Annotated in this window: 21 protein-coding genes, 1 tRNA gene and 1 riboswitch; of the genes, 6 read left to right on the top strand and 16 right to left on the bottom strand. The window is 44.6% G+C overall.

The window, feature by feature from the left end; all coding sequences use genetic code 11:
- Positions 1-15 precede the first annotated feature (15 nt).
- The 3 genes from gcvPB to gcvT are packed head-to-tail and all read right to left on the bottom strand — an operon-like array spanning position 16 to position 3,937.
- Positions 16-1,473 carry an aminomethyl-transferring glycine dehydrogenase subunit GcvPB gene (gcvPB, locus tag M1E03_RS08490; protein ID WP_020452160.1) on the bottom strand — a complete coding sequence of 486 codons (1,458 nt, stop codon included), beginning with the start codon at positions 1,471-1,473 and terminating at the stop codon, positions 16-18.
- Entirely contained in the window at positions 1,466-2,812 is a 1,347-nt protein-coding gene (gcvPA, locus tag M1E03_RS08485; RefSeq protein ID WP_328056200.1) for an aminomethyl-transferring glycine dehydrogenase subunit GcvPA, read from the bottom strand. Before gcvPA ends, gcvPB begins: the two co-directional genes overlap by 8 nt.
- A gap of 30 nt (positions 2,813-2,842) precedes the next feature.
- Complete coding sequence (gene gcvT, locus M1E03_RS08480; protein WP_020452162.1) at positions 2,843-3,937, bottom strand: glycine cleavage system aminomethyltransferase GcvT; 1,095 nt, start codon at positions 3,935-3,937, stop codon at positions 2,843-2,845.
- Between the two features lie 245 nt (positions 3,938-4,182).
- Positions 4,183-4,287: riboswitch (glycine riboswitch) on the bottom strand.
- A gap of 244 nt (positions 4,288-4,531) precedes the next feature.
- On the opposite strand from gcvT, the gene M1E03_RS08475 reads away from it, so the two are divergent.
- The 4 genes from M1E03_RS08475 (at position 4,532) to sinR (ending at position 7,747) form a co-directional block, all read left to right on the top strand.
- Complete coding sequence (locus M1E03_RS08475; protein ID WP_020452163.1) at positions 4,532-6,211, top strand: DEAD/DEAH box helicase; 1,680 nt, start codon at positions 4,532-4,534, stop codon at positions 6,209-6,211.
- A 6-nt stretch (positions 6,212-6,217) separates the two neighbouring features.
- Positions 6,218-7,012 carry a YqhG family protein gene (locus M1E03_RS08470; protein ID WP_020452164.1) on the top strand — a complete coding sequence of 265 codons (795 nt, stop codon included), beginning with the start codon at positions 6,218-6,220 and terminating at the stop codon, positions 7,010-7,012.
- Positions 7,013-7,201: 189 nt separating this feature from the next.
- Entirely contained in the window at positions 7,202-7,378 is a 177-nt protein-coding gene (sinI, locus tag M1E03_RS08465) for an anti-repressor SinI (RefSeq protein ID WP_096748221.1), read from the top strand.
- A 33-nt stretch (positions 7,379-7,411) separates the two neighbouring features.
- Positions 7,412-7,747 (top strand): transcriptional regulator SinR, encoded by a 336-nt coding sequence (sinR, locus tag M1E03_RS08460; protein WP_023855185.1) that lies wholly within the window; start codon positions 7,412-7,414, stop codon positions 7,745-7,747.
- Positions 7,748-7,851: 104 nt separating this feature from the next.
- Here sinR and tasA read toward each other — a convergent pair whose 3' ends face one another.
- The 3 genes from tasA to tapA form a co-directional block, all read right to left on the bottom strand.
- The gene (gene tasA, locus M1E03_RS08455) at positions 7,852-8,646 is read right to left on the bottom strand and encodes a biofilm matrix protein TasA (RefSeq protein ID WP_328056203.1); all 795 of its coding nucleotides are present in this window, start codon (positions 8,644-8,646) and stop codon (positions 7,852-7,854) included.
- A 72-nt stretch (positions 8,647-8,718) separates the two neighbouring features.
- Positions 8,719-9,303 carry a signal peptidase I SipW gene (sipW, locus tag M1E03_RS08450; protein ID WP_020452168.1) on the bottom strand — a complete coding sequence of 195 codons (585 nt, stop codon included), beginning with the start codon at positions 9,301-9,303 and terminating at the stop codon, positions 8,719-8,721.
- On the bottom strand, positions 9,300-10,028 hold the full coding sequence (gene tapA / locus M1E03_RS08445; RefSeq protein WP_145645271.1) for an amyloid fiber anchoring/assembly protein TapA: 729 nt from the start codon (positions 10,026-10,028) through the stop codon (positions 9,300-9,302). Before tapA ends, sipW begins: the two co-directional genes overlap by 4 nt.
- A 277-nt stretch (positions 10,029-10,305) precedes the next feature.
- Between tapA and M1E03_RS08440 the strand changes: the two genes are divergently transcribed.
- On the top strand, positions 10,306-10,626 hold the full coding sequence (locus M1E03_RS08440) for a YqzG/YhdC family protein (RefSeq protein ID WP_023855188.1): 321 nt from the start codon (positions 10,306-10,308) through the stop codon (positions 10,624-10,626).
- Positions 10,627-10,655: 29 nt separating this feature from the next.
- Here M1E03_RS08440 and M1E03_RS08435 read toward each other — a convergent pair whose 3' ends face one another.
- The 9 genes from M1E03_RS08435 to M1E03_RS08395 all read right to left on the bottom strand — a co-directional run bounded on the left by M1E03_RS08435 (position 10,656) and on the right by M1E03_RS08395 (position 15,866).
- Complete coding sequence (locus tag M1E03_RS08435) at positions 10,656-10,838, bottom strand: YqzE family protein (RefSeq protein ID WP_025811164.1); 183 nt, start codon at positions 10,836-10,838, stop codon at positions 10,656-10,658.
- Positions 10,839-10,926: 88 nt separating this feature from the next.
- Positions 10,927-11,292, bottom strand: coding sequence for a competence type IV pilus minor pilin ComGG (comGG, locus tag M1E03_RS08430; RefSeq protein WP_026579313.1), 366 nt, complete (start codon positions 11,290-11,292; stop codon positions 10,927-10,929).
- An 11-nt stretch (positions 11,293-11,303) separates the two neighbouring features.
- Positions 11,304-11,792 (bottom strand): competence type IV pilus minor pilin ComGF, encoded by a 489-nt coding sequence (comGF, locus tag M1E03_RS08425; RefSeq protein WP_229078638.1) that lies wholly within the window; start codon positions 11,790-11,792, stop codon positions 11,304-11,306.
- Positions 11,701-12,048, bottom strand: a complete 348-nt coding sequence (gene comGE, locus M1E03_RS08420; protein WP_025811161.1) for a competence type IV pilus minor pilin ComGE — start codon at positions 12,046-12,048, stop codon at positions 11,701-11,703. The genes comGF and comGE overlap by 92 nt, the downstream gene beginning before the upstream one ends.
- Positions 12,032-12,469, bottom strand: coding sequence for a competence type IV pilus minor pilin ComGD (gene comGD, locus M1E03_RS08415; RefSeq protein ID WP_026579312.1), 438 nt, complete (start codon positions 12,467-12,469; stop codon positions 12,032-12,034). Before comGD ends, comGE begins: the two co-directional genes overlap by 17 nt.
- 5 nt (positions 12,470-12,474) lie before the next feature.
- On the bottom strand, positions 12,475-12,768 hold the full coding sequence (comGC, locus tag M1E03_RS08410) for a competence type IV pilus major pilin ComGC (protein WP_026579311.1): 294 nt from the start codon (positions 12,766-12,768) through the stop codon (positions 12,475-12,477).
- Positions 12,769-12,781: 13 nt separating this feature from the next.
- Positions 12,782-13,816 (bottom strand): competence type IV pilus assembly protein ComGB, encoded by a 1,035-nt coding sequence (gene comGB, locus M1E03_RS08405; RefSeq protein ID WP_026579310.1) that lies wholly within the window; start codon positions 13,814-13,816, stop codon positions 12,782-12,784.
- Complete coding sequence (gene comGA, locus M1E03_RS08400; RefSeq protein ID WP_025811157.1) at positions 13,806-14,870, bottom strand: competence type IV pilus ATPase ComGA; 1,065 nt, start codon at positions 14,868-14,870, stop codon at positions 13,806-13,808. Before comGA ends, comGB begins: the two co-directional genes overlap by 11 nt.
- Before the next feature lie 156 nt (positions 14,871-15,026).
- On the bottom strand, positions 15,027-15,866 hold the full coding sequence (locus tag M1E03_RS08395) for an STAS domain-containing protein (RefSeq protein ID WP_020452179.1): 840 nt from the start codon (positions 15,864-15,866) through the stop codon (positions 15,027-15,029).
- A gap of 107 nt (positions 15,867-15,973) precedes the next feature.
- Here M1E03_RS08395 and M1E03_RS08390 point away from each other — a divergent pair.
- A tRNA-Gln gene (locus M1E03_RS08390) sits at positions 15,974-16,045 on the top strand.
- Positions 16,046-16,107: 62 nt separating this feature from the next.
- Here M1E03_RS08390 and M1E03_RS08385 read toward each other — a convergent pair.
- Complete coding sequence (locus M1E03_RS08385; protein ID WP_003183482.1) at positions 16,108-16,485, bottom strand: Spx/MgsR family RNA polymerase-binding regulatory protein; 378 nt, start codon at positions 16,483-16,485, stop codon at positions 16,108-16,110.
- Positions 16,486-16,522: the final 37 nt, after the last annotated feature.

Below are 16,522 nucleotides of genomic sequence, written 5' to 3'. Positions count from 1 at the left end.
TCCGCCGGCTTCTTATCATTTTTCATAACGCAGCACGGGCTTCCGCGCAGCTTTTGTTTCATCCATGCGTTTCACAACGGTTGAATGCGGTGCTTCCTGAACGACTTCAGGCGTTTCCTCCGCTTCTTTTGCAATCTGGATCATCGTATCGATAAACGCATCGAGCGTTTCTTTAGACTCTGTTTCTGTCGGTTCAATCATGATGCATTCCTCGACATTCAGCGGGAAATAGATAGTCGGCGGATGGAAGCCGAAGTCCAAAAGCCGCTTTGCGATGTCAAGCGTCCTGACTCCCAGCTTTTTCTGGCGCCTTCCCGACAGCACAAATTCGTGCTTACAGTGCCGGTCAAACGGCAGATCGTAGTATGGAGCAAGCTTTCTCATCATATAATTCGCATTTAAAACGGCGTTTTCCGTTACTTCTTTGAGCCCGTCCGGCCCCATTGAACGAATGTACGTATAAGCTCTCACATTGATGCCGAAGTTTCCGTAGTAAGGTTTCACCCTGCCGATCGAATGCGGACGGTCATGGTCAAAGGTATAACGGCCGTCTTTTTTCACCAGCACCGGCTTCGGCAAATACGGAATCAATTCCTTCTTGACGCCGACAGGGCCTGATCCAGGTCCTCCGCCTCCATGCGGTCCTGTAAAGGTTTTGTGAAGGTTCAAATGGACGACGTCAAATCCCATGTCACCCGGCCTTGCTTTGCTGAGAACGGCGTTCAGGTTCGCTCCGTCATAGTACAGCTTTCCTCCGGCTTTATGGACGATTTCAGCCATTTCTAAAATATTTTCTTCAAAAAGGCCGAGCGTATTTGGATTAGTCAGCATTAACGCGGCTGTTTCTTCATCTACGACACGCTTTAAATCTTCAAGATCAACAAGACCGTCGTCATTCGATTTGACGGTGACCGTTTCAAATCCGGCAACAGTCGCAGACGCCGGGTTTGTACCGTGGGCCGAATCAGGTACAATGACCTTCGTCCTTTTATGATCGCCGTTTGCCTCATGGAACGCGCGGATCATCATCAGCCCGGTCCACTCGCCGTGCGCACCCGCGGCCGGCTGAAGGGTGACCTCATCCATCCCCGTGATCTCTTCCAAATGCTCGCTCAAGTCGTACAAGAGCTCCAGCGCACCCTGCACGGTCCGTTCATCCTGGAGCGGATGGATCGCAGAAAGTCCCGGGATTCTCGCGATTTTTTCGTTAATCTTCGGGTTGTATTTCATCGTGCATGAACCGAGCGGATAAAAGCCCGAATCCACTCCGTGGTTGCGCCTTGATAAAGCCGTATAATGGCGCATAATATCAAGCTCAGACACTTCGGGGAGATCTGCCGGTTCATCTCTGAGATACGCTTCGTCAAGGACGTCTGTCACATCTGTTTCAGGGACGTCAAGCTCAGGAAGGCTGTAGCCGACCCGCCCTTCTTTTGATACTTCAAAAATAAGCGATTGATCCTGATTATTCATGGCGATCCCCCAATTCATTCATGAGTGTATCGATTTCCTCTCTTGTTCTGAGCTCTGTCACGGCGATCAGCATGTGCTGTTTTAAATCCCGATATGAAGCGCCGAGATCGTAGCCTCCGATAATATTTTTCTCAAGCAGGCGTTCATTCGCTTTTTCGACAGGTTCATTGAGCCTGACGACAAACTCATTGAACATCGGCCCGTCAAACACGACTTCAAGACCGGCCCGTTTAGCTGCGTCTTTTGCGTAAGCCGCTTTTTGCAGGTTCTGCCATGCGATTTCCTTGACGCCTTTTTTGCCGAGCGCCGTCATGGCGACTGATGCGGCAAGCGCATTGAGCGCCTGGTTGGAGCATATATTTGATGTTGCTTTATCCCGTCTGATATGCTGCTCGCGCGCCTGCAAGGTGAGAACGAATCCCCTTTTCCCGTTTTCATCTTCCGTCTGACCGACGAGACGGCCAGGCACTTTTCTCATCAATTTTTTCGTGACGGCAAAGAATCCACAGTGCGGCCCGCCGAAAGCGGCCGGTATTCCGAACGGCTGGGCATCCCCGACAACGATGTCAGCTCCCAGTGCCCCGGGCGGTGTTAAAAGCCCGAGAGCCAGCGGATTGGCGGACACGATGAACATGCTTTTCCCTTTATGGGCGATCGGTTCAATGTCTTTCAGCGGCTCAATTCGCCCGAAAAAGTTAGGGTATTGGACGATCACTGCTGCTGTATCTTCGCAGACGGCTTCATCAAGAGCCGCAAGATCTGTTGTTCCGTTTTTGGCAGGGACTTCTACCACGTCGATGTACTGTCCTTTCGCATACGTTACTAAAACCTCGCGCGATTCGGGATGGACGGTTTCCGAAACGACGATTTTTTTCTTTTTTGTATGTCCTGAAGCAAGCATTGCCGCTTCGGCTAATGCCGTTCCCCCGTCATACATCGACGAGTTGCTGATATCCATGCCCGTCAGCTCGCAAATCATCGTTTGAAATTCAAAGATCGCCTGGAGCTCCCCTTGAGAAATTTCAGGCTGATACGGTGTATAAGCCGTGTAAAATTCCGACCGCGAAATCACGTGGTCCACGATGACGGGCTGGTAATGATCGTATACGCCCGCTCCCAAAAAAGAGGCGTGCATCACTGTATCTTTATTTTTAGCCGCGAGTTTCGTCAGCTCTTTTGTGAGCTCAGTCTCGGACTTTGCCTTTTTAATTTGGTATTCCCCTTTAAATTTGACGCTTTCGGGTATATCGGAGAATAGCTCTTCGATCTTCTCGACTCCAATTGCCTCAAGCATTTCTTTTTTATCCTGATCTGTAGCTGGCAGGTAACGGTGCTTCATCTTCAGTCTCCTTTCACGGCCTTGGCAAACTTACGGCTGCCGTTTGTAAAATGGGGTTTTCACGATTTTGGCTTTCAAGCGCTTATTTCTGATTTCCACTTCAACGACGGTGTCGAGGGCGCAGGCTTCTTTTTTCAGCAATGCGAGGCCGACGTTTTTCTTTAAGGTCGGCGACTGTGTGCCGGTTGTCACCTCGCCTGCTTGTTCGCCTTGATAATAGACGGCGTAGCCGTGCCTTGGAATGCCTTTATCGATCATTTCAAGGCCGACGAGCTTTCTGTCCGCTCCATGTTCCTTTTGGCTTGCCAGGACGGCTTTTCCGAAGAAGTCCGAGGCTTTGTTTGTTTTGACGGCGAATCCGATGCCGGCTTCGATCGGTGTAATATCTTTTGAGAGCTCTTGTCCGTACAGCGGCAGCTTCGCTTCAAACCTCAGCGTATCTCTGGCCCCGAGGCCGCACGGCACTAATCCCGAATCCTTGCCCGTTTCAAGAAGCAGCTTCCAAATGTAGGCTGCATCTTCACTCCGGCAGTAAATCTCAAAGCCGTCCTCTCCCGTGTATCCCGTTCTGGACACAAGCGCCTGCACGCTGCCAATCGCCGCATCATCCCTGAACGTAAATGGCTTTAACCCGGCAAGATCGCTATCTGCGACCTGTTTTAAAATCGATTCGGCCTTCGGTCCTTGAAGGGCAAGCAGCGCAACCTCGCCAGACACGTTTCGAACCGAAACGTCTCCTTCTTGGTGCTTGTTCATCCAATCGACGTCTTTGTCGATATTGGCTGCGTTAATGACGAGCATGTAGACATTGGCCGCTTTTTTATAGACGAGGAGATCGTCGATCGTTCCGCCGTCTTCATAGCACATGGCCGTATACTGGGCACCGCCTTCTTTCAGTGTCGAAACATCGTTTGTCAACAGTTTTTGCAAAAACGGAAGGCTGTCTGTTCCTGTGATTTCGACCTCCCCCATGTGTGAGACGTCAAAAAGCCCCGCTTTCGTCCTGACGGCTTCATGCTCCTCTTTAATTGAAGAAAATTGAACAGGCAGTTCCCAGCCGCCAAAATCAATCGTTTTTCCGCCATATTCCTTATAAAGGTCAAATAAAGGCGTTCGTTTAAGCATTCTGCTTCCCCCTTCGCTTTTCAAACTAAAAACAAGTTTGCCAATCATCAGAAAACAAGAAAGATTCCAACATCACCTGGATGGTTCCGCCGCTTTGGACGGCACAAAAAAGGACAGAGAAGCCCCTTTGTCAGTTCTGAGGCTCTCTGTCCTGGCACCTGAAAGTTTACTTTGCATCAAAAGCAAAGATGTCCCCTTTGGTGGTTTGTTAAAACATCATATGATACAAACTCTCTCCAGAGTTGCGTCAAGCAAGAGTTCTTTTGCCTGAGAGATTCACTGTTTCCCCAGCTTGCTCCTTCGGCGCCGCTTTAAGGTTTCCCGCTATCGGTCTCTCCCCTTGCTGTCATTCGCTCATATTCATTTCTTTTCATGGACATACTATATAAAGCTTATGATTTTTTTACTGATGATCTACAAATATCCTACCATCATCACAACAATTGGGCAACAGGAAAAATCATTAACAATTTATTATTTTAAAATAAGAATGTTCGTGTTTTGTTTATTTGTTAGTAAAATCCGTTTTTTTCACGCAATATTTTCTTTTAAAAAAGAACATTTGAATCTCAGAAGAGAAAGGCGGCATTAGTGATGAGACCAGACATTCATTTCGACAACGAGTGGCCGGAACAGTTCAAAAAGCACCTTGATGAAGACGGACCATGGGCGAATTGGGAGCTTTACAAGCTTTCCTGTGAAGTGCAGAAAAGGCTTGCGATTCCGACGTTTGAAGGCTTGCAGGCCCCTTATCACCTCCCAGGCTTCACCCCGCTTCCCCATCAGCTCGAAGTCGCCCGGAAGGTAGTCGAGCAGATGAACGGAAAAGCCATCTTGGCGGATGAAGTGGGCCTCGGCAAAACGGTCGAGGCTGGGCTGATATTAAAAGAATACATGATTCGCGGGCTGGCCAAGAAAATCTTAATCCTCGTCCCCGCCTCGCTCGTCTCGCAATGGGTGAAGGAACTGCGGGAAAAGTTTTTAATTCCGGCCGTGGAACAGAAAAAAAGCTATGTCTGGGAGCAGTGCGATGTTGTCGTCTCCTCCCTTGACACGGCAAAGCGGTCGCCGCACAGGGAGACGGTTTTGTCGATCCAGTATGATGTGGTGATTATTGATGAAGCTCACAAACTGAAAAACAATAAAACAAAAAATTACGAGTTTGTCCGCAGCTTAAAGAAAAAATATTGCCTGATGCTGACGGCGACGCCCATCCAAAACAAAATCGACGAAATATTTAATCTCGTTTCCCTGCTAAAACCCGGACACTTGGGAAATGAAAGCAACTTCAACAAAGATTATACAAAACAGATCAATTCAGCTGAAGCGCATGAACGCTTAAAGTCCCTTATCAATAAAGTCATGATCAGAAACAGACGGCATGATACCGGCATCACCTGGACGAAGCGCCATGTCGAAACCGTGCCCATTTCCTTTTCTCCTACAGAACAGGCTTTGTATGACGAGATTAAAAAGCTGAAGACAAGTCATCAGCATTCATCAAGCATGTTCTCAATCATGACATTGGAGCGCGAATGCTGTTCAAGCAGAGAAGCTGTCTATATGACGCTGAAAAACATGCTTGACCGAAAGGATCGCGAAGCGCCGGTGATCTCCGAACCTGTCATCCACCATTTGATCGAAAAGGTCAACGAGGTCGCGCAAAATTCAAAAGCGCTGAAAGTTGTTGAGCTCATTCAAGAACTCGATGACAAAGTCATCATCTTTACTGAATACAGGGCGACGCAGATTTATCTGCAATGGTTCCTCCAGCAGAACGGCATCAGTTCTGTACCGTTCAGAGGCGGATTTAAAAGAGGAAAGAAAGACTGGATGAAAGATTTGTTCAGGGGCAAAGTTCAAGTTCTGATCGCGACTGAAGCAGGCGGTGAAGGGATCAACCTTCAATTTTGCAATAAAATCATCAACTATGACCTTCCGTGGAACCCGATGCGTCTCGAACAAAGGATCGGCCGGATTCACCGGCTCGGCCAGGAACGCGATGTTTACATTTACAACATGGCAACAAAGCATACCGTAGAAGAGCATATTTTAAAACTTCTCTATGAAAAGATCCATTTGTTCGAAAAAGTCGTCGGAGACTTGGATGATATTTTAACAAAAATCGAGGTCGGCAATTTTGAAGACCACCTTCATGACATTCTCTTTTACTCCGCGACAGACGAGGAAATGAAGATTAAAATGGAAAACTTAACCTCTTTCATTTCATACGGAAATGAAGCCGTTTCAAACCAAGAACAGATCGGAGGCTAAAATCAAATGCGTCAGGAAGAAATATACCTGTTTTTAGAACGCTTTTTCATCGCAAACGGCTGCACGATCACCGACAAAAGTTCAGGCCACATGACTGTGCAGCTGACGGTTGAAGTCGATAAACAGATTATGAACAGGCCGTTTTACTGGCACTGGCTCGAAAAGACGGGCGGAGAACCTAATCCGATGAAAATCACGCTGATCACGAATGAAGACGAGGCCCCTTCCGATATCGAAGGTGAGTTTATTCATTTTGGATCACCAAGACTTTTTCAAATTTTCCAGGCCGTGCAAAAAAACGGCAAATTTATTCGCCTTTATGAGAAAATCCGTTCCGATGGAGCCCATATTTCCCTGGAACCGTGGCTCGGCATGAATGTGACGATCTCGTACCAATCCGACATGAAAAAAGATAAGCTTTTGTCTCTCGGCCTTCATTTAATCAGCGGTCAGCTGGTCGAATCGTTTCAAGAACAAATGGAGGCCCGAGATCTCTCTTCACAGATCTCTGACTACTGCTACACGATGTCGCCGTTGATTAAGCCGGAAAGCGGCATTAAACGGCTTGAGCGCTATATCGAACAGGCGGCCAGAAGCGAGCCGCTTGATTGGGCTGAAGCTTCCCTGAAACGCTGGAATAACGACCTGTCACTTTTAAACCAATTTTACGAGGATACTGAAGAAAAACCGGAGGAATACGAAATTGAGAAAAAGGCTCTCCAAACGCTTTACGAGCCTAAAATCGATATTAAAGTTCAAAACGGGGGATTATTTTATTTGCACAAAAAAAATTCAGGATAATTTTTCCGATTCGACAACATTCTTGTTTTTATTCAGTGAGCTGGACTTATAATAGAACTAAAGAGATAGGAGGAACTTTCGTAACACCATTTGGACAAGCTTGGTAAAGTGTTGAGTCTCGGGGTTTATCTTTGTTTATCACAACAGGTTGTCTGAAATACATAATGAAGTATTTTGGGGGGGAAATGTATGAATAAAGATAAAAATGAGAAAGAAGAATTGGATGAGGAGTGGACAGAACTGATTAAACACGCTCTTGAACAAGGCATTAGTCCAGAGGATATACGTATTTTTCTCAATTTGGGTAAGAAGTCTTCAAAACCTTCCGCATCAATTGAAAGAAGTCATTCAATAAATCCTTTCTGAATGTGCTATAATATCGAAAGGAAGGTGATGACATTGATTGGCCAGCGTATTAAACAATATCGAAAAGAAAAAGGCTACTCACTATCTGAACTAGCTGAAAAGGCTGGGGTAGCGAAGTCTTATTTAAGTTCAATAGAAAGAAACTTGCAAACAAACCCCTCCATTCAATTTCTAGAAAAAGTCTCCGCTGTTCTGGACGTCTCGGTTCATACCCTGCTCAATGAGAAAGATGAAACCGAATACGATGGTCAATTAGATAGTGAATGGGAAAATCTAGTTCGTGACGCTATGGCATCAGGGGTTTCTAAAAAACAATTTCGAGAATTTTTAGATTATCAAAAGTGGAAGAAAAGACAGGAAAAGGAGTAAGGGAAACATATCTTACTCCCTTTGGCATTTTTTACGCTGAATAAGCCGATTCCTCATGAACATAAAAAAACGGATCATACAGATCCGTTTTTTAAATTGCACCATTATTTATCTTCACTGTGCGCTCTTTCGTTCTCTTTTACATAACCTTTTTCATCGGCATGTTTTTTGCCGTCGATTGTCAAGCCGTTCCATTGAGTACCTTCGAATGAGAAGTCAAGCTGCACAGAATCTCCTTGATATTTGTTCTGTACCATTCTGCCGCTGGCGTCTGTTGTTTTGTCATTGACGAACTCAATCACCAATTGAACTTTGTCAAAGTCATATGGATCTTTCGGAATGCCGTCGTATTCAGGCGCCGTTTTTCCGTTGATTGTCGCTACATTGATTTTGCCATTGTCATGCAGGAACTCCGGCTCGATTGCTTTCTTCACTTTTTCGTACGCGGCCTTATCTTTTTTCGCGGACATATTGTACAGATCATAAAGGTTGGCTTCATCTAAAATGAGGTTTTTAGGATAGCCGTTTCCGCCTTCAACTCCGACAGTCAGAACGCTGACTTTAAATTGTTTCAGGAAGTCTTCCGCTGTGCTTTTTCCGCCGTTTTTCGCGTTTCCGTCAACGAAATTGCTGTAGCCAACCTGCATCAGCACTTCTTTAATCGCAAGTGATCCGTCATTTTTGAATTCGAAATCTTTAGTGAATTTGTCGCCAGGTTTTAAGTTGGACAAGTTCACTCTTGCAGATGTATCTTTCGCATTCAGGTCAAGCGTACCTGCTGCATAAGTTGCTTGAGTTGTTTCGATGTCGTTAAACGCAGCCCAAGTTCCTCCTCCTACTAATGCCAGTCCAAGCGCAGCAGACGCAACGCCTAATCCGAGTTTTTTCTTTGTACCCATTGATAACTCCTCCTTTTATAATAAGAAAATCTGTATATATGGAGACCTGAATGTTCAGGTGACCAACGAAGATTACATGGAAACTGATTGATCTTTCCCGGCGGCTTCAATTGCCTTAGTTTTTTGGTCAATCTCTCTTAAAGCCGCGGATACAGTAATCACTGCATAAAGAATCAACAAGAGTCCCGGCACGATCAGCAATATGGCTGTGCCGATCGGTTTACTTGCAAAATCCAGCAAATACCCGGCATACGGAACCGTAATGCCCGAATACTTAGCGACAACATTTTCCGCCAGCACCGGATCGGAATCAGGGTTTTGGTTATTGTCACCCTTTGTTTTAAACATGAGGTTTGATTTATTTTTTGTTATACCGATAATTCGGTGGGTAACCATGGTGTTTTCGTCTTGCATGAATGTAATGACATCTCCCTTTTTCAAAGACCCGGGATTTTCAATCTTTTGAACGGCTATCACAGAACCTGTTTTAAACTCCGGCTCCATCGAACCTGATAAAACCGTTTTCAATTGATAGCCGAAAAGCTGCGGCTCTCCGCCGGACGACTTTGTCGAAATTACGACGATGACCGCGGCGATGATGAGTGTGAAAATAATCACATATAAGATATTGCTGACCCATTTGATCACATGTTTCATGACGCTTCCCCGCTTTCTAATGAATTTTCTTCTTTTCTGTTTTCTTTATCTACGGATTCACTGCTCTTTGGTGTTTTCTCTATGTCCTGTTCAGACTTTTCCCGTGTTTCTGTCTGTTCTGTTTGCTTTGGCTTTCCTGAAGCTTTTTTAGGCGGCTTCGGTGTTTCTTCTTTGCAGTCTTGAAGCTTCATCACATTTGACCAAATAAAAGGTTTGCCCTTTTTCACATCGGGATGGCCTTCAGGCTTAATCAATTTAAAAACGTAGAGCCCTCCTTTTGCCGCCCGCTTTGACTCTATCCGGTAGATGCTCTTTTCGGCTTCTTTTTTGAACGCGCCTTTATCGATCACAGTCCCGTCCTCTAACGGTTTTTTGGCATTACCGAGTTTATGCAGCTCCCACTTCCATTCAGAGTCGGCGATTTGGCTGCCGCGGTTTTTATATTCTGCAAACAATGTCAGCGGTGCACAGACCGTTCCTTTCGTCTTTGTCTGTTTTTGAAGCTTCAAATTGCTCCCGTCCCACTGTTTCCCATCTTGAGGAAATGAAGAGGCCGCTTTCATTGTCATGCTGTATGTTTCCACATCGTGAAATGATGCGTTTGTATGCTGTGACAGCTGACTCCCCAATCCAATTAAAAGATAAATGATCAGCAGCGTTTGAAAAACGATGATGTTTTTTCCGGCTCTTTTTCGGGATCTCCTAGTTCGAGATAATCGGATCATGACTACCCTCCTAGCGAGTATGTAATGGCTTTTTTCGCTCGTTCGTTTTAAAGAACTTAATAGTTAGAGTATAAAGAACAAATGTGCCATTTGAAAACTATCAAAATAGTCGATTAAGTTCGTTTTATAGAACGTTTTCGTTTAATTCCTCAAAAAATCTCTCAAATTCTCATCTTTTTGAAAAGTTTGAAGTTCTTTATAAAGTACATAATTTCTTCTTCATTTTTGTATAAACACTGTTGACAAGGAAAAAATAGGATAGAAAGGATGATGCCCCGTGCTGAAAAATGCTATGTTATGCTCTTTTTTACTGCTTGCAAGCATTGGGCCGCTCAATGCCCATGCGGCAGCTTACGAAACAGCCCGCATGTCTAAGTGGGAAGAAAAAGCGGTTGAGGAAGCAAAAAAGAGGTATCCGGAAGCAGAAGTGCGTCTCACGAAAAAAGTATGGGATCGAAAGCGGGCGGATGAAGCGGTCAAACAATACCATGTCACATTGAGTGAAGGAAATAAAAATTTCGGAGTGTTTGTTACAATTTCATTTGAACCTGCGACACACAAAATCAACAAAGTCGTCGTTGTAGAAGAATATAAATAAGCCGCTTTGCAGTAGAAAGCGGCTTGTCTTTATTTATGCCTTTTAAAAAACATGATACAGCCAAGAGGAAGAATGCCGAACCATTGATATATCTTGGACGGCGGCTTTGATTCTTTACGTTTTTCTTTCATTTCTTTTCTTTCCTGCTTAGGCGTGTCCATATATTTTACGAGCTGTTCCGTCATATATTTAACATAATCGTTCGTTTTCATCACATCACCTCTTGGGGAGTTCTGTCAGTTGAAGTGTTGTCATACGAATCTTTTTTTATACATTCTTCATGATTCCGACACACAATTTTTAATATTCTTTCCACTGTGTGATTTTCTTAGTGCTCAAATCATATTGAAATTCAGCGCTCGTTTCTGTGCCGGAAGCTGTCGTTACCTCTATCTTCACTCGCTTGAGCCGCTGATGAGCCGGATTGACAGTATACGATATCAAGCCATGCTGTTTTTGAATTTTCTCTTTTGTCTCTTCGTGAATATGAGACAAGGCATGGAGCATTCCATTTTGGAGTAGGTTTTGCTGAATATGAAATTCTTTTGTTTGCTGTGCAAACATTCGTTGATTCGTTAATAAAACGGCTGAATGACCCGCGCAGAGCATGCAAATCACAGCTGTGAAAACAGCAGCCGGATAAATGAATCCTTTTGAATTTTTCACGTGATCACCTTTTACATATGATAGAGCGGAATGGACTTACGGTATGACTTGCCGCTTAAACTTGTCGCTTCAAGGATCAGCAGATGATCTTCAATCACAAACCTCATGTGTTTGACATGTTGCAAAAGCGGCACATGACCTTTTCCATTGACTCTTTTTCGAATAACTGTCTGATATTTCTCATAGCGAACAGCGGCACCTTGGCGATTTGTCATTTCCAATGACTGATGATCGTCGCCCGCTCTTAGATCAACCGAGTTCCTGCATTCCTTCAATATTTGCTCGGCAGTAATCGTCCATTCGCGCGGGTGAATATCCGCACCGTTTCTTTCCGGGGATAAAAACAGATGAAATATCGAGGCCATCGTTCCTGCAATGAACATATACACCATTAAGGAAACCAGTACATTAAGAAGGGTAAATCCCTTTTGACCGCAAAATGGTGAAGCAACGCCGTTGACTGTCTCTTTTTTTAATGGAGATGCATACTTCATAATCATCTCCCTGCTCCTTCCATTCAATAAAGTAAGATGTGTTTCGGTAAAGCACAGTTTCTTTAGGCTGAAACCGTCCGGTCAGTGTGTAGCGGCTGATCTTTTCATCCAATATGCGATATGCCTCTTCTTCTTTTTCAGATGCCCCGCGCTGCAAAGACAGCTGATGAACCATAGGAATCAATAACATGGTGATCATGACCCAAATGCCGAATGCGGAAACAGCTTCAACTGTTGTAAAGCCTCTATTTTTTTTGCACATTAATCTTTCCGCTTCCTAAATAGATCGTCAGTGCAAAAGAGGTGTGCTGTGTATCGATCACGATTTTCCCCCCTTGATTCGGAACTCCGCTTGGGTTAAAAGTAAGAGTTCGCTTGAGCGTCGCTTTTTTGAACACAATATGGCAACTGTATGTCCTGACCAGCTTAGGCGATGAGCCTTCGTCCGTATGCTTAATAATATAGCGGCAGCCGGCAAAATCAAACTGCACCTTAACCGTCGCATGGCGGACGAGAGCTGTCTGCTGTGCGTAAAGCAGATCCTCTTCAAGCTGTGAGACAAAGTGCTGAACAACTCTTTTTTCATAAGCGGGAGGCAGTGCGGCAAAGAGAAGAGAGAGCATAATGGAACCGATCATCAATACAGTTAGGCTTTCCAAAAGCGTAAATCCTTTTTGATTCATAACCGTCAATCAGCCTGTGCTTTGCCGTTTGAAATTTTAATTGCTTTCCCATTCGGGCACTTTAAGTTCTTCTTCACGTAACCTTCAGATTCAAGGTCCGCCCTACTCGGCGTTTTCCCGTCATGATCCATTTGATAAGCCGTGATTTGCGCTTCAACCATATTAATTAACCCTTCGCATCCTTTCTTTTGAATACTTTGATTATGCTTGGTCACATTCGGTATGGTGATCAACAGCAGGATGGAGATGACGAGCATGACGACTAACATTTCTATCAGTGTAAATCCCTTTTCATTCACAGTTCCGTCCTCCTTATAACTGGTTCATCATTTGATACATTGGCAAAAGCATAGACAAATAAAGAATTAATATCATCGCCGCTGTTAGCCCGTAAATCAATGGCTGGATCAAACCTGTCCATTTTTCTGCTTTCCGTTCAAGCCGTTCAATCAAAAATTGACTGTATGAATACAGCTCTCTGTATAAGTGTCCGTTTAATTGGCCGTGAGCAACAGCCTTCGCCAGATCATTTTCATAAAACGGATGCCCGGCCAGCATCTGCTCCAGACTCTCCCCTTGTTTCAGCCGCTTGATCAGGCGCTTCGCTTCATTTTTATGAAATGATAAAAACGGCTGGCTTTCAAATGCTTTTAAACTGTCATATACAGATAGACCCGCTTGCAAAAGATTGCTCAATTGGAGCGATAAAAAATAACTGTTGAATAGTTTGAAGGTTTGTCCCAGCAAGGGAATTCTAATGAGAAAGGTCATTTTGCCTTCTGGAGGTTTATGGCGAAATGAACACAGATAATAGAGGGATAAAGCGGCGGCAATCAACAGCATTCCTGCGATAAAAAGATAAAAATGATCAAAAACCGAAAAGATGAGGGTCGTTGCAAAAGACGTTTCAACGTTCATTGATTCATAGATCGCGGAAAATTGCGGGATGATTGCCGATTTCATAATAGAGATAATGACACAGACCGTTAAAACTAAAAACAAGGGATATCTGGCGGCTTTCTTTAGTTTTTCGGTTTGAGCGATCTTGCGGTGAAGCAGCTCTCCGCTCTGCCGAAAGGCATATGGCAAATTCCCGTGCTGTTCGGCAAAGTAAACAATGGTAACAGCATCCTTATGAAATGAAATCATTTCAAGCACTTGAAACACAGGTCGCCCTTCTGTCAGCTTCTCCATCGCAAATGTCAGATCTGCTCTTCGCCTTTCATTCAATTGCAGTTTCAGCATACTTAAAGCATCCAAAATCGTATATCCGCTCTTCATCATGTCTCCGAGTTTTTTCAGAAGGTCCGCCTGTTCCCGGACGGGCCACTTCATTTTAATCTTCATGGCCTATCCAGCGTTCATAAGTATTCGACGGCAGATATCCGAGTGCTATTCCCTTCTGGATCAGCGTTTTCAAAGTTTCTGTTTTTATGTCACCGCACCTGCCTTTTGCTTCTTCGATGCAGAGATTGAGGCTTTTTCCGTACAAAAGCTCGAAGACGCTTGCTCTTCTCACAGGCCTCGACAATCTGCAATATAAAGAGCAGCTGTCGCCGCAAAACGGGCAGACGAGACCGACGAGGCGCTGGGCGCTGATTGCGACCAGTGTTTGTTCAATTTCTGTCATATCAACGCCGAACTCGAGCAGCCTGTATATTGCGCCTTTGGCATTTTTCGCATGCATGCTCGATAAAACAAGGTGTCCTGTCAAAGCTGCCCTGACTGCGATTTGGGCTGTTTCGGCATCGCGAATTTCCCCTAGGATGATCATGTCCGGATCGTGGCGAAGCACCGCCTTCAACCCCGCAGAATAAGTCATGCCAGCTTTTTCGTTTACTTGCACTTGCAAAATGTTTTCGCTTCTTGATTCAACAGGGTCTTCCAAGGTAATGATATTTCGCTTAAAATGCCGCTTAGCGTATTCAATTAAAGAATAGAGTGTTGTCGTTTTCCCCGAGCCTGTCGGACCGGTGAACAGAATTAATCCGTGGGAATGCTTCAGAAAAGACAGCAGCTTGAATGTTGCACTCGGAAACAATGAGAGCTTTGTGAGCGGCTTGCTGCTCATCTTGGGAAGAAGCCTGATGACCAAGCTTTCATCATGGATGGTGGGCAGAGTGGACATTCTTAAATGAACGGGCTGACGGTTGATATAAAGAGTTAAAGCTCCGCTTTGCGGCAGCCGTCTTTCCCCAATATCCATCGAAGAAAGGAATTTAAAGTGAGAAATGAGCCTTGAGCACTCATTTCTCGTTAATCTGTCTTTTTGAAAAAGTTCATCATCAATCCTGAAGCGGACCACCGCCTCCTTTTCACCGGGAACAATATGAATGTCTGACGCCTTCATTCTATATGCCTCGTCAATTAATCTTCCGCTTAATGATTCAATCGTGTACAAACCATTGCGCCTCCTTTCTAAGCGCAGTTTATACGAAAAACATCGGAAGCATCAAATCCTTAAAAATCGCAAATCAAGCTGAATACGAAGCAAAAACGGAATTTCGAATACCGATTTGACTATTTTATTCAGCTTCCAACTGCTGAAATGAGATATTTAAACCTTCTCTTCAGCCTTGCCGTTTTCACGGATGCAAAAGCCTTTATTGCAAAGCGCCTTAGCAAGGCTCTGTTCTGTGTTAATATGCGAAAAATCCATCCCAAGCTTCACAACTGTTTGGGCAATCTCCGGTCTCAAGCCCGAAAGAACCGTCTCAACGCCAAGTAGTTTTGTGCTGTCTACGACTTTGAACAACTGGTAGGCAACCATCGTATCGACGACAGGAACACCGGAAATATCAATAAACAGATGCGAGAGATGAAGCTCAGCACACTGCTTAAGCGCAGATTCAATGATCACCGTTGCCCTGTGAGTATCAATTTCGCCAATGAGCGGCAGCACACCGATGTGTTCTGATACCGGTATAACAGGTGCGCTCAGTTCGCGTATCATCTCGGTCTGCGCCTTCAATTGTCTCTTTGTCGTATGCTCATATTCAAGAATAAACTGTTCAATAACCTCATCCATCATTGAGTGAAGCTGTTTATTCCAGATAAAAAAGTCTTTTTTCGAACAGTCCGGTGCATGTTTATCCGAAAAATGCTCGATTTCATCTATTAAAAGTTCACGGCACACTTTAAACCCCTTTATGCTTTCAGTCACCGGAATTTGGCTGACAGCCCTGTCGTAGGCAATTTCCTTGGCGCATCCGGAGGCTTTATCCCAGCATAGCGCCTGTTCATCCTTGGCAAATACCCTTGAAACAGCCAGTAAAAAGTCCTTATATTGCTGTGCCGTTTTTTCTTTTTCAGACGCTGTTCGGGACAGCCATTCATCGGTGATTCTGTCCGCCTGTTTGACCAAATACTCATAAAGGGCTGCATGCTTGTTTTCCATGTCAATCCTCCTCATTGTTTTCCTTTAAAATCAATCGGCTATATGACCAACATTTTGATCACTATGTATAAAACGAAATCGATTGTCTACACTATACGTAAGCGCATTGGGCTATAGCCAAGCGGTAAGGCAACGGACTTTGACTCCGTGACGCGCTGGTTCGAATCCAGCTAGCCCAGTTACACAGGCGAAAAAACGAAGATATGCTGAACATGCAATGTGTCAGCAATCTTCGTTTTTTTCAGGAAACAGAACGGTGTAAGGTGTGTTTTTTTAATTTTAAGAGTTCGCCGGGATTATATCCGACAACCAGCTTATCGCCGTTTACGATAATCGGGCGTCTCAGCAGCTTTGGTTTTTGAATTAACAATTCCAGCACTTCGCTGACCGTTAATTCTTCGATATCAAGATTTAACTCTTTAAATGCCTGGCTTCTTGTCGCCAATATCTCATCAATTCCTTCGGTCGTGAGAGACAAAATATGTTTCAGCTCGTCCTGATTCGGCGTTTCCCTGAAAAGATGCCGCTCTGTAAAATCAACCTGGTTCGCTTTCAGCCAATGTTTCGTTTTCCGGCATGATGTGCAGCTCGGGTATGAATAAAAGGTCAGCTCTTCCATGAATGATTCCTCCTTAAAATGTACTGACTTTGTCTTT

Source organism: Bacillus sp. PK6-013 (assembly GCF_054161445.1).
The sequence above is the reverse complement of the archived record's forward strand: the minus strand, read 5'-3'. Positions and strand labels throughout refer to the sequence as shown.